The 20,698-nt window shown below is 70.5% G+C and carries 19 protein-coding genes and 2 pseudogenes; 16 read left to right on the forward strand and 5 right to left on the reverse strand.

Translation table 11 applies throughout. The features are described from left to right. Positions 1-247: 247 nt before the first annotated feature. The gene (locus ACFOYX_RS26090; RefSeq protein ID WP_322439417.1) at positions 248-2,230 is read right to left on the reverse strand and encodes an NPCBM/NEW2 domain-containing protein; all 1,983 of its coding nucleotides are present in this window, start codon (positions 2,228-2,230) and stop codon (positions 248-250) included. A gap of 1,141 nt (positions 2,231-3,371) precedes the next feature. Continuing rightward, on the reverse strand, positions 3,372-4,982 hold the full coding sequence (locus tag ACFOYX_RS26095; protein WP_322439418.1) for a ricin-type beta-trefoil lectin domain protein: 1,611 nt from the start codon (positions 4,980-4,982) through the stop codon (positions 3,372-3,374). 663 nt (positions 4,983-5,645) lie between these two features. On the opposite strand from ACFOYX_RS26095, the gene ACFOYX_RS26100 reads away from it, so the two are divergent. The 4 genes from ACFOYX_RS26100 (at position 5,646) to ACFOYX_RS26115 (ending at position 8,014) form a co-directional block, all read left to right on the forward strand. Further along, the gene (locus ACFOYX_RS26100; protein WP_322439419.1) at positions 5,646-5,834 is read left to right on the forward strand and encodes a hypothetical protein; all 189 of its coding nucleotides are present in this window, start codon (positions 5,646-5,648) and stop codon (positions 5,832-5,834) included. Positions 5,835-6,268: 434 nt separating this feature from the next. Beyond that, positions 6,269-6,703 (forward strand): hypothetical protein, encoded by a 435-nt coding sequence (locus tag ACFOYX_RS26105; RefSeq protein ID WP_322439420.1) that lies wholly within the window; start codon positions 6,269-6,271, stop codon positions 6,701-6,703. Between the two features lie 343 nt (positions 6,704-7,046). Continuing rightward, entirely contained in the window at positions 7,047-7,637 is a 591-nt protein-coding gene (locus ACFOYX_RS26110) for a hypothetical protein (RefSeq protein ID WP_322439421.1), read from the forward strand. Continuing rightward, complete coding sequence (locus ACFOYX_RS26115) at positions 7,562-8,014, forward strand: DUF2809 domain-containing protein (protein WP_322439422.1); 453 nt, start codon at positions 7,562-7,564, stop codon at positions 8,012-8,014. The genes ACFOYX_RS26110 and ACFOYX_RS26115 overlap by 76 nt, the downstream gene beginning before the upstream one ends. 80 nt (positions 8,015-8,094) lie before the next feature. Here ACFOYX_RS26115 and ACFOYX_RS26120 read toward each other — a convergent pair. Next, positions 8,095-8,181: pseudogene (locus ACFOYX_RS26120) on the reverse strand (IS5/IS1182 family transposase); the annotation flags it as partial. Between the two features lie 33 nt (positions 8,182-8,214). Here ACFOYX_RS26120 and ACFOYX_RS26125 point away from each other — a divergent pair. Both ACFOYX_RS26125 and ACFOYX_RS26130 read left to right on the forward strand, forming a co-directional pair. Then, positions 8,215-8,632: pseudogene (locus ACFOYX_RS26125) on the forward strand (DDE-type integrase/transposase/recombinase); the annotation flags it as partial. Between the two features lie 169 nt (positions 8,633-8,801). After that, a complete protein-coding gene (locus ACFOYX_RS26130; protein ID WP_322439423.1) occupies positions 8,802-9,269 on the forward strand; it encodes a hypothetical protein in 468 nt (155 codons plus the stop codon). 784 nt (positions 9,270-10,053) lie between these two features. Here ACFOYX_RS26130 and ACFOYX_RS26135 read toward each other — a convergent pair. Further along, the gene (locus tag ACFOYX_RS26135; RefSeq protein WP_322439424.1) at positions 10,054-10,686 is read right to left on the reverse strand and encodes a helix-turn-helix domain-containing protein; all 633 of its coding nucleotides are present in this window, start codon (positions 10,684-10,686) and stop codon (positions 10,054-10,056) included. 75 nt (positions 10,687-10,761) lie between these two features. Here ACFOYX_RS26135 and ACFOYX_RS26140 point away from each other — a divergent pair, with 75 nt between their 5' ends. The 6 genes from ACFOYX_RS26140 to ACFOYX_RS26165 all read left to right on the forward strand — a co-directional run bounded on the left by ACFOYX_RS26140 (position 10,762) and on the right by ACFOYX_RS26165 (position 14,194). After that, complete coding sequence (locus ACFOYX_RS26140; RefSeq protein ID WP_322439425.1) at positions 10,762-11,037, forward strand: antibiotic biosynthesis monooxygenase; 276 nt, start codon at positions 10,762-10,764, stop codon at positions 11,035-11,037. After that, positions 11,027-12,037 (forward strand): ATP-binding cassette domain-containing protein, encoded by a 1,011-nt coding sequence (locus ACFOYX_RS26145; protein WP_322439426.1) that lies wholly within the window; start codon positions 11,027-11,029, stop codon positions 12,035-12,037. The genes ACFOYX_RS26140 and ACFOYX_RS26145 overlap by 11 nt, the downstream gene beginning before the upstream one ends. After that, on the forward strand, positions 12,034-12,879 hold the full coding sequence (locus tag ACFOYX_RS26150; protein ID WP_322439427.1) for an ABC transporter permease: 846 nt from the start codon (positions 12,034-12,036) through the stop codon (positions 12,877-12,879). Before ACFOYX_RS26145 ends, ACFOYX_RS26150 begins: the two co-directional genes overlap by 4 nt. 35 nt (positions 12,880-12,914) lie before the next feature. After that, on the forward strand, positions 12,915-13,388 hold the full coding sequence (locus ACFOYX_RS26155) for a hypothetical protein (protein WP_322439428.1): 474 nt from the start codon (positions 12,915-12,917) through the stop codon (positions 13,386-13,388). A 74-nt stretch (positions 13,389-13,462) separates the two neighbouring features. Continuing rightward, positions 13,463-13,924, forward strand: a complete 462-nt coding sequence (locus ACFOYX_RS26160) for an SAM-dependent methyltransferase (RefSeq protein WP_322439429.1) — start codon at positions 13,463-13,465, stop codon at positions 13,922-13,924. Between the two features lie 129 nt (positions 13,925-14,053). Then, positions 14,054-14,194 (forward strand): hypothetical protein, encoded by a 141-nt coding sequence (locus ACFOYX_RS26165; protein ID WP_322439430.1) that lies wholly within the window; start codon positions 14,054-14,056, stop codon positions 14,192-14,194. Between the two features lie 172 nt (positions 14,195-14,366). On the opposite strand, the gene ACFOYX_RS26170 is transcribed toward ACFOYX_RS26165, so the two are convergent. Further along, entirely contained in the window at positions 14,367-14,735 is a 369-nt protein-coding gene (locus tag ACFOYX_RS26170; protein WP_322439431.1) for a MauE/DoxX family redox-associated membrane protein, read from the reverse strand. A gap of 133 nt (positions 14,736-14,868) precedes the next feature. Between ACFOYX_RS26170 and ACFOYX_RS26175 the strand changes: the two genes are divergently transcribed. The 4 genes from ACFOYX_RS26175 to ACFOYX_RS26190 all read left to right on the forward strand — a co-directional run bounded on the left by ACFOYX_RS26175 (position 14,869) and on the right by ACFOYX_RS26190 (position 20,530). Continuing rightward, entirely contained in the window at positions 14,869-16,689 is a 1,821-nt protein-coding gene (locus ACFOYX_RS26175) for a glycoside hydrolase family 3 protein (protein ID WP_322439432.1), read from the forward strand. 243 nt (positions 16,690-16,932) lie between these two features. Then, positions 16,933-18,519, forward strand: coding sequence for a serine hydrolase (locus tag ACFOYX_RS26180; protein WP_322439433.1), 1,587 nt, complete (start codon positions 16,933-16,935; stop codon positions 18,517-18,519). 201 nt (positions 18,520-18,720) lie between these two features. Then, complete coding sequence (locus tag ACFOYX_RS26185; RefSeq protein ID WP_322439434.1) at positions 18,721-19,539, forward strand: phytanoyl-CoA dioxygenase family protein; 819 nt, start codon at positions 18,721-18,723, stop codon at positions 19,537-19,539. Between the two features lie 307 nt (positions 19,540-19,846). Continuing rightward, positions 19,847-20,530 (forward strand): hypothetical protein, encoded by a 684-nt coding sequence (locus ACFOYX_RS26190; RefSeq protein ID WP_322439435.1) that lies wholly within the window; start codon positions 19,847-19,849, stop codon positions 20,528-20,530. Positions 20,531-20,698: the final 168 nt, after the last annotated feature.

Below are 20,698 nucleotides of genomic sequence, written 5' to 3' on the forward strand. Positions count from 1 at the left end.
CTGCCGGAGCGGGGACCTGCGGGAAGATCATGCGTAGGCTCGCCCCCGCCGGGCGAAGCGCGCCCTGAACCGGTGTCGGAAACGGCACGTGCGTACCGGGCGGCGATGATGTCGCCGGGGGTGCCCCCAGAGCCGCCGTTCGTGGCAGCGACGTGAGCACGGACCGGGATGCCTCGTTCGCGCGGGTGATCGACCTGGAGAAACAGTCGCACCCAGATGAGGTCACCTGGGTGCGACTGTTTCCGGTTCAGCAGGTGGCGTTCAGGCCGGCCCAGTTGGCCCGGTCGTTGTAGCCCCCGTCGCCCGCGTCCCCGACCACCAGGTCGAGCACCCGGACGCCGGTCAGGTCGACGTCGACCTGACGGATGTCGTCACGGGTCAGCACGCCGGTGTCGAACAGCACCTGGCCGTCGCCGATCACCTGGAAGGTCGCGGTCGCCCCCTCCGGTCCGACGTTGCGCACCGCGTCGTCCAGACCGACGACCGCGGTCAGCCGGCTGCACTCCTTGCCGACGTAGTACCGGACCGTGGACGGCGAGGCTACGCCGATGCCGATCGGGTACACCTGGCCGAGCATGCTGATCGGCGACCAACCACCGACACTGAGGTCGACCGTCGGGCTCATCCAGCCGCTGGTGGCGCTGACCCACTGGTGATGCGACAACACCACCTCGCCGTCCGGCGGCGCCGGCGCCACCACCACCGCCGAGACCGTCGTCTGCCGCAGCCGTCCGTGCCCGAGCACCTCGTAGGACGTGGTGGCGGTCAGGGACGCGGCACCGGGTTCGGCCGAGGGCGGCAGCGCCACCGCGAAGGCGAAGGTGGCGGCGCGGCCGGGAAGCAGTTCGCTCGGCGCCTTGCTCAACGGGCGGACCGTCCAGTCGGCGGGCGTTGCCAACCCGACCTGCGGCGCCAACACCGGCCGCAGCCCGTCGTTGCGGACGACCACCTCGACCCGCGCCTCGTCGCCACCGGCGACCATCGGTACGTAGCCGTCCGGCACCGGGTCGGCGCCGACCCGCGTCACCTGCGGCAGGCCGGCAGTCACGTGCGGCACACCCGGTACGCCCGCGGCCGGGCCGACCCGGAACAACGCGGCGCCGTGGGCCGGAACAGCGGCGCTGATGGTGCCGGCGCTCTCGGTGATCTGATCGGTCCAGGCGTTCTCGACGGTGAACCGCGCCCCGGACAGGCCGACCGCGGCGGCCGTCGTGGTCAGCACCTTCGGGCTCTCGCCGCGGTTGAGCAGCACCACGGCCCGGTCGCCGTCGGCCAGGCGCTTCACCCACGTCTCCGTGGTGCCCGCCGGGCCGACCCGGACGGCCTGGACACCGGCGGCGTCCTGGTTGATCGCCAGCATGTCGGGGTCGGTGAGGATGTCGACGGAGGTCTGGCTCAGCTTGCGTACGTCGCTACCGATCACCAGCGGCGCCGCGGCCGCCGCCCACAGCGTCATCTGGGTCCGGAACTCCTCGTCGGTCATCCCGAGTCCCGGGGCGAGGTAGTCCGGGTCGTTGTAGTGGCCGGGCCCGGCAACCTCAGGATGCCGCGCGTTCGCGTCGTAGTTGCGCAGCACGTCCTTGAACTTGATGTCCCCGACGAAGCCCACGTCGGTGTAGGTCCGCCAGGACTGCGCGATCTCCGGTGCGTACGTCCAGGAGTACGTCGACTGCTGCTCCTCGGGGTACATGCCCCAGTCGGGCGAGGTCACCGGGTTGCACAGGTTGAAGATGATCGGACGGCCGCTGGCGTTGTTCCGCAGCGCCCGGGCGAACTCGGTGTAGACGGTCTTCGGGTCGAGGTTCGCGGCGATTCCGCAGAGGAAGTCCACCTTCACCGCGTCGAACTCCCAGGCGGCGAACTGGTCCGCATCGCGCTGGTAGTAGCCGCCGCTGCCGAGACCGCACTTGCCGGGAATGTACGGTCCGGCGTCGGTGTAGATGCCCGCCCTCAGGCCCTTGGCGTGGATGTAGTCAACCAGCGGCTTCAACCCGTTCGGGAAACGGGTCCGGTCGGCCTGCAGGTCGCCGGCGGCCGTCCGCGGCTCCGGGTCCTGCCAGCCGCCGTCGAGCCAGACGATGTCGTAGCCGGCCCGAGCCAGGCCGCGGGAGACCAGGGCGTCGGCGACCTCCTTCACCGACTCCGCGGAGAAGTTGCCGCCGAGGCCGAAGTAGGTGTTCCAGCCCTGGTACGGCGTCGGGCTGAGCACCTGCTGAGCTGCTGACTCCACGCCAGCGACAGTGCCGGCCGCCGGGCCGGCGTGAGCGGGTGCGGATGCGGTCAAGAGACCAACCGTGACGGCGAGCAGGGCGGTGGGTACAAGTCGTTTCACATCGGATTCCTTCGCTGCCGAGGAATGGGCGGGCGCCGCGTCGAGCTCCGTGCCGGCCACCTTCTGGACCTGCTCGTGCTCCGGCTGGACCCTCGCCTCCGTGCCGCTGGGCGGCCAGCCCACCGGCACGGAAAGCCTGGAGCGGCACCGCGCGATCCGCGGCCGGTGCCGCGGGCGCGACGGTCCTGCTCGAGTCGGACACCTTCAGCGGGAGGCTGGAAATGTCCGACGTGGAGGTGACGCAGCCGTCGATGTGGGTCGCGGCGACCGGACACTCCGAGTCCGTTGCGGACGGCCCCCGATCGGCTGCCAGACCAGTCATGCCCGTACTCCTGAGGTTTGTTTCCGGGATCTTGCCCCTGGCTACCGCAAGCTGTCAATATTAATTCCTAAATTATTATTTCTCTATCGCCTGAGCCCCGTCCACATCCGACCCATGACCTCCATGACCAGGTGGGGAGGACCGTAGGGCGGCGAAGACAGAACCCAGGGAGGGAAGCGGGCCGAAGTGTGCGTGCGGGTGGTCTTCGGCTGCCAGGCGACTGGTGGCGAGGGTCGCCAGCAGCACGGCAGTGATTTTGGCAGGGCACGCCCCAGGAACAGCAAGGCATCACCGAGATCGCCACGCCGTTGTTGCAGCTCTCCCCCGCCACCGCGATCAAACACGCGGTCGCGGCCGGCAGTGGCCGGCCATGCTCAGCTCGCTGGCCGCCACCGCCGAGCTGACCGCCGCGACGCTCGTCGCCGTACCCGTCGTGGGGCTGCCGCTGCGCCGCGACCCGCGTGCCGTCTGGGCGGCCGGGCTACAGCTCACGGGGCCGCCGGGATCTGTTCGCCCTCGCCACCTGACCGGCCCCGGCCCGCGCCGGTGGCGCCGACGCGTACGCCTCACCGGGTCCGGCGCAGCACCGGCGCAGACGGGGTCGGTTCCGGCCTGCCGGTGTGGCCCGGCGCGGAGCCGGGTCACGCCGGGCCGGATCGGGATGGGCGGGTCGGGCCGCCGCCGGCGGTATGACGGCGGCTGGCCCTGGCGGCGTGGTCAGGACGGGTTGTCGCCGTGGGTCAGGGTCTCCCACGCGACGAAGAGGTTGTTGCTGCCGGCGGGGCGCTGCTGCAGGGTCAGGGTCTGGGTGTTGGCCATCGCGTAACCGAGGCGGTTGGCCATCGCGTTGTAGCCGACCTCGGTGATCGGTCCGAGACCCCGGTTGAGACTGCCGCCGCAGAGCCAGGAGGGTGCCGGCTCGCCGAGCTGGTACTTCGAGTGGAAGCCGAGGGCGTGCCGCAACCGCTCACCGACCTGCGGATACAGGTCCCGTCCCTGAATCCGGGAGGTCTCCGCAATGTGCGAGATGGCGGAGATCCCGTAGCCGGTGTGGGTGAAGTCGCGGCAGGTCTCCTGGGCGAGGCCGGCGACGAAGGTCGACTGGCCGTGCCAGTAGTTGATGATCTCGCTGCTGGTGTCCAGCCCGCTGCCAGGCACCGTGTACGGCAGGGTGCCGTCACTGGGCAGGTAGATGAAGGCCCGGGTGCGGTTGAGGTAGCGGGTGACCGCCGCGTCGTAGCTGGCCTGGTCATCCAGGAAGACAGAGATGCCGACCGCGGCCTCCATCATGCTCAGCTCCCAGTTGCCGTTGCTGTTGGAGCCGTTGCGGACCACCGGCAGGTAGACGTTGCGCAGCATGGTGGTGAACCGGACGGCGTTGGGCCAACTGCCGTACGTGTACCGGATGATCTCCGCGGCCCGGGGCCAGACCGAACCCGCCCAGCCGGTCTGCAACGGGGCGTTGCTGCCGGTGTGTGAAGTGATCGTCGCCGACCAGGCGTCCATGATCTGTATCGACTTCTGGGCGTACCGGCCGTCCCCGGTGAGGTACCAGGCGAGCGCGGTGGTGTATGCGGCGATGGCGTCTTCGCGCTCGTCCGTGCAGCCGTAGTTGGGGTTGGAGTAGGAGCCACACTCGACGACCGAGCGGGGCGCCGGGTTTCGCGACAGGTTGGCGTACCAGCTACTCATCATCTGGTTGTAGGCCGAGGCCCAGGGCTGCGCGCCGGCCTGCACCCGGGACCGGACGAAGTCGAGCTGGCCGCGGCTGACCAGTACCCCGGGGTGCGTGAACCCGCCCGAGGGGGGTGGGGTGCCATCGCCGGTGGGCAGCGTCCAGCTCTGGTTGGCGGCGCCGGTACAGGTCCAGATCTGCAGCGGGGTGCCGTCGGCCGAGCTCGGGCCGGTCGCGTCGAGGCACTTCCCGGAAGCCGAGTTCATCAATTGTCCGCTCGCGTACGACCACTGCTGTGCGCCGGTGCCGTTGCAGTCGTAGATCTGCACCTTGGCGCCGTTGGCGGTGCCGGCTGCGGCCACGTCGAGGCACTTGCCGAGCGCCCGCATCGTGCCGTCGTCGGCGACGGTCCACTGTTGCGCCGCAGTGCCGTTGCAGGTGAAGAGCTGCACCTGGGTGCCGTTGGCCGGGTTCGCCCCGGCGACGTCGACACACTTGCCGCCATACCCGGTGATGGCCCCCACGACGGCCGCGGATGCCGCGGGCAGGCTGACCGTCAGGCTCGCGGGTATGACGAGCGTGGCCGCGGCGAGCGCCGCGGCCAACCGGATGCGGGGCCGAGAGGAAGCGGCCCCGGCCAATTGTCGCGCCATGTCCTGGTCCTTTCCGTGCGAAGCAGTCGATGCGGGACGGTCCGCCGAGGCGGCAGGCTGGCCACCGGGTTGGGCCGTAGCGGGTTGGCCCGTCGGTCGGTGGCGGGAGCTCGGCCGAGACTGCGGAGCAAGCTGTTAAGGAAGTTAATTATTGCGATAGAGTCGATCAATATCAATGTCTGGAGCGAGGGCATCCGCCCTGGATGGGCCGCCGCGAAGCGCCTTGGGGCGGGATGCGGCTGCCTCGATCGCGGAGTCGTTGCCGTCGCCGATCGCGATCGACACCTTGACGTTGTTGCCGGGGGCCTTCCCATTGTCGGGGGCTGCGCCGTACCGCCCGGCCGGCGCTGGATCGACCAGTCGCCGGACCGGGCGTACTCGCCCACCGCCTGCTGCATGACGGTGAGACGGTGATGGGGATGCTGGTCGACCGTCGCGACGAGCTGGGCCGCGCACGCAGACCATCAACCAGTGCACCGGCTGCTGCTGGAGCTGTTCCCAGGCGGGGCAAAGCAGTTTCTGCCCGCACGGCAGGCACGTGCGCGACCATCAGACCCAGGGACATCGTGGGCAGAACCAGACGCCGCCTCGCCGTCGAGCCCATGGTGAACTCGAGGGCATCGACCAGAAGATCAAGGCTGCGGAAAGGACCTCAAGGAGCTGGTGGTCGCCCGCAGCTCCACCCTGATGGACCTGCACGGGATCGGCCCCTCAGGCGCAGCCCGGCTGCTGGCAGACGTCGGGACCCTGCACATCATGGCCGTGGTCCAGCTGCGCAACCGCACCGAAGGCCGCGCCTACTTCGACGCGAAGAAAGCCGCCGGGAAGGCCTCCATGGAAGCCATGCCCTGAAACGGCGACTCTCCAACCTGGTCTACGCCCGCATGGTCGCCGACCAGAACCGCAGGCTGGCGGCGGATCCGGGAGGGCACTCGGGGACGACTCTGCTATCCAGCGTGACCGACCTGACCCCGGACATCGGCCCTTCGGACAAGCCACTTCCCGGACCCGCCACCAACCACCCTAAACCCCTGCTTCCAGCGGCGCCTTGACACAAGGGGTGCCATGAGCGCGTACGGGGCACCGCGAAGGGATCCGCGGGAGAAAGCAGCGGTAGCCCCGCAGCGGCTGCGGATCGTCGAGTACCACTTGTTGCAGGCAACCGGCGGGCGCCAGACCGTCCGGCCGGTCGCTGACCCGCATGCCCGGCAAAGGTCCACCGCTACCGACCGCCGCGGCCGGCGGCGCGAGCGGATGCGTCGGGCCATCCACTAACGTCCGGGGTTGTGGCAGCCAAAGCAGCGGGAGCGTTCCGCCGGACGGCGATCGAGCGATCAGACCAGCGCGTCGCATGGGAACGGACGGACCAAGCCTTCTTCGCTGCCGGAGCGTGTCACATCCTCGCCTGGGTCTGCCGAGATTCCTACCCAGACCGGCCGATCGAGATAGCGGCCTTGCGCTTCGCGGGCGACCGGCAGGTCTTTCACACCTACGCGATCTGGGATGGCTGGGCGCTCGACCACTCGGGCTGGAATCCCGAGCCGCAGTTGCTGATGGTCAACACAGACTTCGAAGGCCACCCGCTAGAGCGCATCAAGATCATGGAAAGTCTCGCCGAGTTCTGCGAGAAGCACCACCACCGCATGCCGGACCAGTATTGGCATGACCCGCTCCCCCGCGCTCGCGACTACGTGGGCCGATACATCCCACCCTGGGCCTAGCGCCTCCGGCGCACAATCGTCGGCCGGAGCAGGTGTTCACTTACTGGCCGCTGGTGACGCACCGTAACGCCTGGTCGGCGGCAGTTGCGGGTTCGACTTCGACCGCGCGCAGCTGCAGGGACAGCACCAGCTGGACATCCTGTGCTGCTTCCGGCGCAACATCAGCCGTCAGCTAGGAAAGCGGGTTCGTCTCACGCCGGAGAACACCCCAGACCGGCCCTTGATCATCTATTCACCACCGGATGATCGGTTCACCTGAACGTAGGACCGAGTCGTCATTGACCACGCCCACCGTCAGCCAGCCGATCGCGGCGGGATCAAGTGGAGCCGCGCCGGCGAGGTGATGTGGATCGACGCGAGTTTGCCGATCGCCGGGTACGGCCACAACGTCGGCGGGTACGGCGCGCGGCTCGGCCGGCTCGCCGCCGACCTGTGGGAACACTTCGGCGCCGGCACCCGCCCGACCGTGCTGGACCTCGCCGCCTGGCACGCCTCGGCGCGGGTCGACCGGATCGTCGTCGCGCACCCCGACGGCACCACGCAGGTGCCGGTCGGCCGCGGCGCGGAGGCCGTGGCCGCGGTCCGGGCGGCGGCGACCCGCGACGCCGGGGAGGGCGTGTCGCCGCTGCCCCGGGCGGCGAAGATGTTCGTCGCGACGGTCGACCAGGACCGGCTGGGGGTGCTCCTCGACGGCGAGGTGGCCGACGGCTCGACCGCCCTGCTCTCGCAGGGCGGTCCGGGGCACCGTGGACGCTGGTGTCCGCCGCGGACCTGGCCGCCGGGCTCGTGCCGCTGTAGCCGCCGGACCGGAGTCGACGCTCGGCCCGTACCGTTGCTGGGGTGGCTACCGTCGCCAGAATGTCGATCACGGCCCGTACGGTGCGGCTGCTCATGCCGGTGGCCGCGCTGCTGTTCCTGGGCCTCGCACTGCTGATCCGCGTCGTCGACGACGGGGCACTGCGGCAGTACTCCGGCACTGCGCTGTACGCGTCGATGGTCTGGGCCGGGGTGCTGTTCCTGTGGCCGCGGATGGCGCCGGTGCCGGCCGGGACGGTCGCCACCGTCTTCTGCTGGGTGGTGGAGTGCGCGCAGCTGACCGGGGTGCCGGCCGAGCTGTCGGCGCGGAGCCTGGCGGCGAGGCTGGCGCTGGGTGTGCAGTTCGACCCGGTCGACCTGGCCTGGTACCCGGCCGGCGTTGCTCCCCTGGTGGTGCTGCACCACCTGCTGCGCGCCCGGACCCGCCCCGCATCGCGACCGCCACGCGACGTCGTCCCGCCACCGGCAGCCCTCCCGGTTGACAGCCGCCCATAGCTGCCATCGGAGCTGACCCGGCACCTCGCGGCTCACTGGTGGCAGGAGTATCGCCCTTCCCAGGCACCACGCCGTCTGGTGCGGTAGACGATGGTGTCGTTGCGGTTGCCCGGCTGCGGCTCGCTGATGGCGATGATGAGGCGGGTGCTGGCGTCGATGGCGATCTGGTCGACCGGCCGCCGGCGTACCCGGGGCCGGGTTACGTGTACCGGGCCATCGACCAGCACGGCCAGGTCATCGACGTGCTCGTCTCCGCCCGCCGTGACGCCGCCGCAGCCCGGCGGTTCTTCCGGCGAGTACTGGCGACGGTGAAGGTGACGCCGTCCGAGGGATCACCGACGCGGCTGCGATCCATCCCGGCGTGCTCGACGAGCTGATCCCACAGGCGTGGCACCACGTCGAGCAGTATGCGAACAATCCGATCGAATCCGACCACGGCCAGCTCAAGCACCGACTCAAACCGATGCGAGGGCTACGCAACGACCGAACAGCTCAAACAATCATCGCAGGGCATGCCTTCGTCCAGAACCTCCGCCGCGGACACTACGAACTCGCCATCGATTCCCCACCCGCCACTCGGGTGGCCGAGCTTTCACCGAGCTGGCCCAGGCGATCTAACCAGCGCTCCCAGCGCGATTCACCGTGTCTACCGAACCGGTAACGTTCTTCCAGGTCCCCGTCCGCGGCGGCACCCCGCGAACGGGGTTGCGAAGATAAACGATCTTCGACGACACTTCCCCCCGACGTCCCGCCCGACACCGGCGGGCCTGACCGCGCAGGGGAGCCCATGCAGCCGTTGCACCCGGAGCCGACCTCACGGCGCCCGCTCTGGACGTGGGCCGGCGCCGCCGCGGGGCTCGCACTCGCCCTCACCATGTTCCTCAACAACAGCGGACCGCGCACCGGCGCCGCTGCGAGCCGGCCCACCACGGGCATCTTCGTGGTCTCCGGCGCGGTGGTGCTCGGCGACGGCGCGTCCTTCACCAGGGACGACCACGGCGGCTGCGCCGGCACGGGCGCCCACGCCGACGTCGTCGACGGTGCCCCGGTGCTCATCACGACCACAGGCGGGTTGGCCGCCGGGAGGCTGACCGACCCGCGCGCGCTCACCGACGGCACCTGCCGATTGTGGTTCTCCGTCCGCGGGGTGCCGACCGGGCAGGACGCCTACCTGGTCATGGTCGCCGACCGGGAGCCCCGCCAGTACGCCGAACAGGAGCTGACCGGCGCGCTGGTGAGCCTGCGCATCGACTGAAACCGGTCAGAGTCAAGGGGCAAAAGAGGAGAAGCCCGTTACCGGCCGCTCCGGCGACGGGCTTCATAGCTGCAAATATCGATGATGCTTGTGCTGGCGGACCTGTTCGTCCCAGACCTCTTGGTCGCAGTCCGGGTCCGGCGGGACACGCGCGTCGAGCGGCCGGATCAGCACGGAGCCGGCGCCGGCGGAGTCGGTCGGCGAGCGATCCTCGGGGCTTCCTCCTGGTGAGGTCTCTCCCCGCCCTGGCGGCCAAAGTCGCGAAGGCCGCCGGTGCGGGGCGACCTCGACGTGCGTGTGTCCGAACCCCTCAACTCGTCAGGCAGACCCGTCCAGGTTGACTACCTGGCCGTCGAGGGTATCGGTGCTGGCACCGGTGGTGCCGGGTAGCGACACGCCCCAGACCAGGGCCGAGATTCCCGCCTCGGTCCTGATGAAGTGATCCGTAAGGCTGTCAGGTTGCGACTGGACGGCGCCTCTGACCGCGCCGCCTTCCGCGCAGTCGCCGCGCACCTCGGCGCCAAGGGCGGCGACACCCTCGACGACAGTCCCGTGAACGTCGCGGCCGCGCGCGCATCAGGCTGGCATGCCGTCAGATTCCACAGCCCGAGAAACTCGAGCGGGTCCTGTCCGCCAACCGCACCGGCCCACCCTGAGCGGCGTCCCGCGTCCACTGGCTTCGCGACCACCAGCACGCCGGCATGTGGTGGTCCGAATGCCTGCAGCACGCCCGGCAGAGTTCCGTCAGCGGGAGGTCGCGCCGCAGGTGCCTCGCGATGACCGTCTAGGTGGAGCAGAGCTGGGGACGCAGGGTGTTGTAGGTCCACTGTTCCCATTGCTCGGGTGACCAGCCGCGGTCACGCACGAACAGCAGGTAGAGCTCGGTGCTCAGGAGGGCGTACAGGAGATCGGCGGCGGTTTCGGTGGAGACTCCCGGGCGCGCTCCCGGCTTGGCGACCAGGGCCTTCGCGGCGGCTGTGTGCACCTCGAACCTGGGGTTCTCGCCATGTGGCCAGAGCTGCGCGACGTCAGCGTCGGTCGCGGCAGCCGTGGCGACCATCTTCGTGATCACCGCGACCCGTTCCAAGATCTCGCGGGTGCCCCGGACGTGTGCCCTTAGCTGGGCGTCGGCGGTCGCCGCCGCCAGGGCGTCACGAAACCACGGTCGGTTCATCGTCGCGACCGGCTCGTCGTCCCCGGCGATGGTCACGTCGACGAGCTCCTTCAGCAGCGACCGCTTGTTGCCGAAGACGAAGTAGATCGTCTGCACGGCCACACCCGCGCGCGCGGCGACATCCTGCATGTTGGTCGCGCCGTACCCATGGTCGATGAACAGATCGCGGGCGGCCTCCAGGATGCCCCTCCGGGTCTCCGCGGCCTTCTCGGTCCGCTTGTTCACTCGCTTGACATCGGTCACCGCAATAGCGTACCTCTAGAAGTCGTCACTAGTGAACGCCTCTAGCGAAAGGCTCCAGGGATGCCTGTTGTAACGATGACCCGGTTCACGATCGATCCCGCCGATGCGGAGGAGTTGCGGGTCAGGCACGCCGCACTGGTCTCCGCCGTCAGGTCGGCGGTGCCCGGACTCGCCGAGGCGCGGCTCGGGAAGCTCGATGACGAGACCTGGATCGGGATCTGGCGGTGGGAGTCCGCCGAGGGGCTCCAGACGGCCCGCGAGGTCGCGCCGACCCGGCCCGAGTCGACCGCGGCGTTCGCCCTGGCCAGGGACGTCACCGTGGAGCAGATGGAGATCGTCGATGAGCGGTGACCTGTCCACGCCGACCGACGGCGTACGGAGCGAACCTGCGATCGAAGCCACCGGTCTGGTCAAGGCCTTCCGCACCGCCCGCGCCGTCGACGGGGTCGACCTCGTCGTGCCCACCGGCGGCGTGTTCGGCTTCCTCGGCCCGAACGGGGCAGGCAAGACCACGACCATCCGCGTACTGGCCACCCTGCTGCAACCTGACGGCGGAACCGCGCGGGTGTTCGGCCACGACGTCGTCCGCGAGGCCGACCGCGTACGCGAACGGATAAGCCTGACCGGTCAGTTCGCCTCGATCGACGAGGAGCTGACGGGATCCGAGAACCTCATGATCCTCGCCCGGCTGCTCGGCTTCGGCAGGACCCAGGCCGGGGCCCGAGCCGACGAACTGCTGGACGGCTTCGGCCTCACCGAGGCGGGCGGCCGAACCGTCAAGACGTACTCGGGAGGCATGCGCCGGCGGCTCGACATCGCCGCGAGCATCATCGTCACCCCGGATCTGCTGTTCCTCGACGAACCGACCACGGGCCTGGATCCGCGCAGCCGTAACCAGGTGTGGGACATCGTGCGGGCCCTTACCGACGAGGGCACCACGGTGCTGCTCACTACGCAGTACCTCGACGAGGCCGACCAGCTCGCCGACCGGCTCGCCGTCATCGACCACGGCCGGATCATCGCGGAGGGCACACCCGCCCAGCTCAAGGCCTCGGTGGGGGCGGGAACCGTCCAGGTCCGCGTATTCGACCCGGCCCACCGGCCCGAGGCCGAACGGCTGCTGACCGACGTCCTCGGCACCACGGTCCAGACCGGACCCGACGACGCCGCGCTGTCCGCCCGTGTCGACGGCCCCGGGCCCGCCTCGCTCGCCTTGGCCGGCCTGGCCCGCGCCGGAATCGACGTCACCACGTTCGCACTCGGCCAGCCCAGCCTCGACGAGGTCTTCCTCGCCCTCACCGGGCAACCCGCGCGGGCCGGCACCGACGCCCACCAGGAGCAGGCACCATGACCACAGCATCGACCACACATCACGCGCCGGGCTCGCCCGATCGGGCCCTCCGCGACGCCCTGTCGACCCGTCCACGGCCGCCTCGGACGAGTGCCCTGTCCGCGTCACTGACGTTCGCCCGCCGGGCCTTGCTGAAGATCAAGCACGTCCCGGAACAGCTCGCGGACGCGATCATGATCCCGATCCTGTTCACGGTCATGTTCACGTACCTGTTCGGCGGAGCCATGGCCGGCTCGACCCGCGAGTACCTCCAGTTCCTCCTCCCCGGCACCATGGTCTTCGCCGTGCTGCTCATCACCGTGTACGCGGGCGTCAACCTGAAGACCGACATCACCAGTGGCGTCATCGACCGCTTCCGCTCGATGCCGATCTGGCGCCCGGCCCTCATCGTGGGCGGCCTGATCAGCGACGCCGCCCGCAACCTGCTCGCCGCAGGACTGGTCGTCGCCCTGGGACTGGCCATGGGCTTCCGGCCCGACGGCGGCGTCATCGGCGTGCTGCTGGCGATCGCCCTCGTCCTCGCGTTCGCCTTCGGCCTGTCCTGGGTCTGGGCGACGCTCGGGCTCGTCCTGCGCACACCGAGCGCCATCAGCGCAGTGAGCTTCCTCGTCCAGTTCCCGCTCACCTTCGCCAGCAACGTCTTCGTCGACCCGCAGACCATGCCCGGTTGGCTGCGGACGTTCGTCGAGGTCAATCCGGTCAGCCTGCTCGTGGACGCGGTACGCGGCCTCATGCACGGCACGGCCCAGGCTGGTCAGATCGGCGGGGTCCTCATCGCCTCCGGCCTGCTCGTGGCGGTCTTCGGGCCGCTGACCATGCATCTGTACCGCACCCGAACCTGACCCAGCCGCCGCAGGCCATCAGTTAGGAGTACCCCATGATCAAGCGCCTGCACGTGATCGCGGCAGCGACGGGCTTCGTGACGATCCTGGCGTTCTGGCTCTCGACCGTCCTCGCGGTGCTGCTCGGGTCGCACCACCAGATCGCTGACACCAGGCAGGCCGTCGTCTGGGGACTCTTCGTCCTCGCCCCCGCACTGGGGATCGCCGGGCTGACCGGATCCGCGACGGCCGGCAGCGCGACCAACCCCGGGATCGTCGCCAAGAAGCGCCGCATGCTGTTCATCGCGGGTATCGGGCTGTTGGTCCTGGTCCCCGCCGCGCTCTACCTCGACGGACTCGCATCACATGGTGAGTTCGGCACGCTCTTCTACCCGGTGCAGGCGGTCGAGTTGGCCGCCGGCGCGATCAACCTCGCGCTGATGTCATTCAACATTCGAGACGGTCGGCGGCTGGCGTCGGCAACCTCGAGCGTCGAGGTCCACCGGACCGACCGTTCCATCCGTACCTGACCGCAGCTCGGACAGGACCATCTGCCCAGCCGCCGGCCGCAAGCCGCCGGTGGTTCACGCCCGGAAGGTGAACTATGCAATTCGTCATGAACCCCATCGGCACTGTGCGCAACGACCGCACGGACAGCGCAGTGACAGACCATTGGGGAGCGGTGACCAGCACCATCGTCGTCGACGAACGGTTCGGTGACGAATGCCTGCTCGGCCTGGCCGACTTCTCCCACGTCGACGTCTTCTTCGTGTTCGACCGGACGACGGAACGGCCGGACTACCGGCCGCGGCGACCACGCGGCCGGGCCGATCTGCCGGAAGTAGGGATGTTCGCGGATCGCGGACCGCGGCGTCCCAACCGCCTCGGCATGACCACCTGCCGGATCACCTCCGTGAACAGCCGGGAACTCGAGGTGCTCGGACTCGACGCGATATCGGGCACACCGGTCATCGACATCAAACCCACCATGATCGAATTCCAGCCCACCGACGTTCGGCAGCCGCAATGGGTCGGTCGGCTCATGGCCGAATACTTCCTGCCGTAATCTCGCGCTACCACCGACCCGCACCGCGTCGCGATCCCGGTCGACCAGCGGCACGGCGAACACCGCCGTCACCAGGCGGCCCTGGTAGCGCGCGGCGTGCCCGACGAAGCGCCAGTCGCCGTCGTCCCAGTGCTCGCGCACGTCGGAGCGGAGCAGCGGCGCCACCCGTCGGTAGGCGTCGCTGAGCTGGAGTTGCTGCACGGGGGCGAGCAGTGGTACACCGGTGCCGCCGCGCAGCGGGTGGGTCAGCCGGGCGCGCAGCCGGCGTAGCGGCAACAGCCAGGACGGGTCCAGCTCCGGGGAGAGCGACACCATCACCGCCAGCTCGACGAGCAGCACGGCGGCGCCGGCCACCGGCCGCCCGGCCAGCGCAGGCAGCCACCCGCCGGTGGCCAGCCCGGCCAGTCCGCCCGCCGCCGCCAGCAGCCCTGACCGGGCCAGGCTACGAGCCGGAGACCGGGGTCGCCCGGGCGCTCAGGCAGCCGCAGGACGAGGTCGGGGCGGCCCGGCGGGCGTACCCGAGGTAGGCGACGCGGACGACGGCCAGCACCGTCGCGGCCACCGCCTCCACCCGCAGTACGGGCGGCAGCAGGAGCAGCCCGCCGAGGGTCAGCTCGACGCCACCCAGCAGCCGGTACGCGGGCAGCAGGCGGTGCTGCGGGCGACGCTCCGGGCGGCACGCGGATGCGCGGGTACGCACCGCCCCGGGGGCCTGCCGCCAGGCGGCGGTGTAGACGGTGGCGATGTCGATCTCGTTGGTGTCCGGATGCCAGGCGCCGAGCACCTGGACGTGCCGGCCGACCCGCAGCAACGACAGGTCGCTGACCGCCGGGGTGCCGTTGTAGACCGCGGTGGACCGGTCCGGCGCTCCTGTAGCAAACTTTCTTGACCATTCATCGATGTGTAGCTAAGTTTCAGTCAACCGGACTGAGAGGTCATCGTCCATGAAGGCCCGACTCGTCATCGCGACCGTCCTGGTGGCCACCCTGGCGACCACCCTCACGCCGATCCCCGTCCAGGCCTCCGCCGCGCTTGTGCGCCCGCCCGCTGCCGAGCACGGCTGGGTCACCTCGACGTTGCGGCACATGAGCCTGGCGCAAAAGGTCGGCCAGCTCTTCTCCACGTACGTCTACGGCAGCGACGCCACCGAGCCCACAGCCGCCGACCGCGTCGCCAACCGTGCGACGTTCGGCGTCGAGACGCCGGCCGAGGTCATCGACCGGTTCCACCTCGGCGGCGTCTGCTACTTCTCCTGGTCCCACAATCTGGACAGTCCCCGCCAGATCGCCACCCTCTCCAACGGGCTCCAGCGGGCCGCCCTCGGCGATGGCAGCAAGGGTCGGGTGCCCCTGCTCATCTCCACCGACCAGGAGCAGGGCGTGGTGCTGCGGATGCCCGCACCCGCCGCGCAGTTCCCCGGGTCGATGGCCCTGGGCGCCGCGCGGTCGCCCGGGGCCGCGCAGACGGCGGCGGAGATCACCGGGCGCGAGCTACGCGCGGCCGGCATCCACCAGCCGTACGCGCCGATCGCCGATGTCAACGTCAATCCGGCAAACCCGGTGATCGGAGTACGGTCCTTCGGCGCCGATCCCACCCTGGTGGCCGAGCTGACCGCCGCTCAGGTCGCCGGGTTCCAGGACGGCGCCGGCGTGACCGCGGTGGCGAAGCACTTCCCCGGCCACGGTGACACCGAAAATGACAGCCACACCAACCTGCCGGTTATCAACCACAGCCGACAGGAGTGGGACCGCATCGACGCGCCGCCGTTCCGGCAGGCGATCAGCGCGGGCGTCGAATCGATCATGACCGCCCACATCGTGGTGCCCGCGCTCGATCCCTCCGGCGACCCGGCGACGTTGTCGCCGAGGATCCTCACCGGCGTGCTGCGCGGCGAACTCGGCTTTCGCGGAGTCATCGTCACCGATGCGCTCAACATGGCCGGTGTACGGCAGAAGTACGGTGACGACCGAGTGCCCGTGCTGGCGCTCAAGGCCGGCGCGGACCAGCTCCTGATGCCGCCGGACCTGCGGCTGGCCCGGGACGCGGTGCTGCGGGCCGTCTCCACCGGCGAGCTGACCGAGGGGCGCATCGACGAGTCGGTCCGGCGGATCCTCGCGATGAAGTACCGGCAGGGCCTGGCCCGGTCGCCGCTGGTCGACGTCGACGAGGCGGTACGCACGATCGGGGCGCCGCAGCACCTGGCCGCCGTGGCCCGGGTCACCGACCCGACCCTCACCGCGGTCCGCAACGACGCCGGGCTGCTGCCGCTTGCCCACGCGGACCGGTCGGTGCTGGTCACCGGTTGGAACAGCGCCGCCCTCGCTCCGGTCGCGACGGTCGCCGACGGGTTCACCGCCCGCGGCGCCCGAGCCACCGCCCGACCCGCGACCCTCCCGTCCGACCCCGTGATCACCGCGACCGCTGCCGAGGCAGCCAAGCACGATCTCACCGTCGTACTGGTCAACAAGGCGTGGGACACCATCGTCACCGACCCGCGCGGCACCCAGCAACGTCTCGTCGCAGCGCTGGTCGCCACCGGGAAGCCCGTGGTGGTGGTGGCGGTCCGCGACCCCTACGACATCGCGTACCTGCCGGGGGTGACCACCTACCTGGCGACCTATTCGTACACCCGGGCGGCGATGGACGCTCTCGTCCGCTCGCTGCACGGCGAGCTGTCCCCCCGCGGACGGCTGCCCGTCACGATTCCCACGGCCGAGGGCGCGGGCACCGTGCTCTACCCCTACGGCCACGGCCTGACCTGGTAGGAGGAACCATGCAGCGGAGTGCCGTCGCCACCGCGGTCCGCACGAAACCGCTCCGAACCGTCGCGCTCGTTGCGGCCGTGGCCGTTCTGGTCACCTCCGTGCCGGCCACGGCCGCGGCTGCGCAGCCCCCGGCCGACTCCGGGACCGCCGGCCGTCACCCCTGCCGACATCCAGTTCCGGAACGACACGCTGCGACGCGGCAGCGCCCGCGAGGTCGGCCTGCTCCCCGAGCACGTGGACCGCATGCCCGCCGACCTGGCGGCGTATCTCCAGCCGACCCCCGACCATCCCGGCTACCCCGCGTACGCGGGTGCCGTGGTCCTGGCGGCCAAGGACGGCGTTATCGTGCAGCACGCCGCGGTGGGCACGGCGGTGCGGTACGCCGCCGCCGGGCCGCCGCCCGGGCTGGTCGGGGTGGAGCTCCCCGCCGACCAGCAGATCCCCATGCGGCCCGACACGATCTTCGACCTCGCGTCGGTGTCCAAGCTGTTCACCACCATCGTGACGATGCAGCAGGTCGAGCGGGGGCGGGTGGACCTGGACGCGCCCGTCGCCCGGTACCTCCCGGAGTTCGCGGCCGGCGGCAAGGCGGCGGTCACCGTACGGATGCTGCTCACCCACACCTCAGGCCTACCCGCCTTCACGCCGCTGTGGAGCAGGTACCCGACGCAGGCCGAGCGGTTCGCCGCCGCGCTCGCCACGCCGCTGTCCCCCGGGGCGACGCCCGGTACCCGGTACGTGTACTCCGACCTCGGGCTGATCGCGCTCGGCGTGCTGGCGGAACGGATGACCGGCCGGCCGTTGGCCGAGCTGGTCCGCGACGACGTCACCGCACCGCTGGGCATGAGTGACACCGGCTACAACCCGGGACCGGAGCGGCGGACGCGGATCGCCGCGACCGAGCACCAGCCGTACGCCGGGCGCGGCATGGTCTGGGGTGAGGTGCACGACGAGAACGCCTGGTCACTCGGCGGTGTGGCTGGGCACGCGGGAGCCTTCTCGACCGCAGCGGACCTCGCCGTGCTCTGTCAGGCGTTACTCAACGGCGGCGAGTACCGCGGGCGACGGATCCTGCGGGAGGACACGGTGCGGGCGATGCTGGTCAACTACAACGCGCCGCTGGAGCCGGCCTATCCGGAGAGCGATCGCGGACTGGGCTTCGAGCTCAACAAGCACTGGTACATGATGGGGCTCTCCTCCCCCGTGGCGTTCGGGCACACCGGCTTCACCGGCACGTCGATCGTCGTCGACCCGCTCTCCCACTCGTTCGTCATCCTGCTCAGCAACCGGGTACACCCCGACCGCGGCTGGGGCAGCAACAACGTCGCCCGGCGCGCCGTCGCGCGCGACCTCGCCGAAGCGATGCCGGTACGACCCCGGTCGCGGGACGCCTGGCGGGCCGACCCCCGCGACCTCGCGACGGGCACCCTCACCGCACCGCTGCGCCGGGCGGCGCGGGGCGGCTCGGCCAGTTTCCTGCTCTGGTACGACACCGAGCCGCGCTACGACAGCGCCCGGTTCGAGGTCTCCACCGACGGTGGCTCGACCTGGGCTCCCGGGCGGATGCTGCTGCGACATGGGAACCACCAGTGGACCAGCGACGGCACGGTCACCGGTTATGGCGGCCGGGTCTGGTGGCAGGTGTCGGTCGAGCTGCCCAATCAGGCTACCCACCTGAGATGGAGCAGCAGCACCGATGGCTCCGGCCAGGGTCGAGGGGTCTACGTCGACCAGATCGTCGCGACGGACCGGGACGGGCTGCTCTTCCACGGCGAGGGCGGCGACGCCTCCCGACTCGTCGCCCACGGTTGGTCCCCCGCCCGCGCCTGACCGGACGGCCGGGATCGTCCGATCGCCCCCGCCTGGTCCTCGGCGGCGACGGGCGCACGCCCGAACGGTACCCTGCCGACCAGCAGCGGCGTGTGCCCCAGTGCAGCGGCCGGCAGAGTACCGGTTCCGGCCATTCCAGGCGTAGCGGGCCGATCACCGTCCCGGCCAGACGTTGCGACAGCCGCTTGATGGGAGGCTCTGATGACCACTGCTGGCGCCGAACTCGACCAGCACTACGCCGTAGCGCCCGGGGACGTCGAGCGCTATGCCGCGAACGGCTTCGTGAAGCTGCGGGGCGTTCTCAGCCCTGACCTCGTCGCACATTACGAGCCGGAGATCACCGCGCAGGTGATCCGGCTCAACAGCCAGCACCTGCCGTTGGCCGAGCGCGACACGTACAGCCGGGCCTTCCTGCAGGTGGTGAACCTGTGGCGGCACAGCGACGTGGTGCGGGACTTCGTCTTCTCCCGGCGGCTGGCCGGGATGGCTGCCCAGTTGCTCGGGGTGCCGGCTGTGCGGCTTTATCACGACCAGGCGCTCTACAAGGAGGCCGGCGGCGGCTTCACGCCATGGCATGTGGACCAGCACTACTGGCCGCTCTCCACCGACCGAACGGTGACGGCCTGGGTGCCGCTGCAGGACACACCGGCGGAGTTGGGGCCGCTGACCTTCGCGGCCGGCAGCCACCGGTCCGGTTACGGTCAGACACTGGAGATCAGCGACGAGTCAGAGGCTCAGCTCGACGCCTTCGTGGCGGCCGGCGGCTTTCCGATCGACGATTCGCCATACGCGCTGGGCGACGTCAGCTTCCACACCGGTTGGACCATCCACCGGGCGCCCGGCAACCGCGGCGACATCCCACGCCGGGTGATGACCATCATCTACATGGACGCGGCGATCGAGGTGGCGCAGCCAACCAACCGCTTCCAGCACGCGGACTGGGCGGCTTTTCTGGACAGTCGACCGGCCGGCAGCGTGGCCAGCGGGCCGCTCAACCCGATGCTCTGGTCCGCCGATTGAGCTGCGCCGGCGATCGCGCCATGTCGCAGGTACAGCGCGGGCGGGATGGTCGATCTCGCGCTGGGGTGAGGAACCGGCGGGACGCCTTGCGCCGGTGGTGGAGGCGTTTGCGGTTCGGGTCGGCCCACTCGATCCGGCGGCACAACCCGCGGTGGAGTGGTGCCGGGGTGGCCCGGACGGCCACCCGGGCACTCTCCCGTGCGCCGCGGGGTGATCCTCGACGGGGAGCTGATCGTGTGGGAGCGGGGGGCGGACCAGCTTCGCCCGGCTGCAGCGCCGGATCACCGCCGGCCGGGGTCTGCTGACGATGGCGCGGAAGCCCCCGGCGCACTGCGCCATGTGGGATCTGCTCGCCGACGCCGGCGGCCACGTCCTGATCAACGCCCCGCTGCTCGAGTGGCGGACCCGGCTGGCGGAGGTGCTCGAGGATGCGCCCGCGCAGCTGACCCTCATGCCGCAGACCACGGACATGGACGAGGTGGACAATCGGCTGACCAATTACACCGCGGCCGGGATCGAGGGTGTGGTCGTCAAGCGGCTGGACGGCCGGCACGAGCCCGGCCGGCGCGGCTGGCAGAAGTTCCGGGTACGCGCGGCGACCGAGGCGATCATCGGCGGGGTGACCGGCAGCCTCGGCAACCCGAGCATCGTGCTCCTCGGTCGGTTCGATCGGCGTGGGCACCTGCGCTACACCGGCAGGAGCCATCCGCTGGCGATGACGCAGCGCCGGGAGCTCGCGCCGCTGCTGTCCCCGCCCCGGTTGCAGCGCCGGGGCATCGTCGCGCACCCCTGGCCGCAGCCACTGCCGGCAAGCTGGACCGGGCAGCTGGACAGGCCCGAGCCGCTGCGCTACGTGCAGGTGGACCCGACCGCGGTGGCCGAGATCGAAGTGGACACTGCTTTCGAGCACCGGCGCTGGCCACCGGGTGTGGTTCGTGTGCGCGCGGCTGGACCTGTCGATGTACGACGTGCCGCTGCTGCTCGGCGATGAGGCCGACCCGTTCTGGGACGCCGCGGCCGGAGCGTGAACAAGCTGGTGGCTCAACGTCTGACGGCCGGGTCACCAGATCGGGTGTTTCTCGAGCTGACCGGGCGTGTGGGACGCTCCTATGCTGCGTCAAGCTCTGAGGGCGGGGTTTCGAGGCGTCGGTAGATTTCG

This window comes from Micromonospora sp. GCM10011541, assembly GCF_042650725.1.
Taxonomy (GTDB): Bacteria; Actinomycetota; Actinomycetes; order Mycobacteriales; family Micromonosporaceae; genus Micromonospora; species Micromonospora sicca.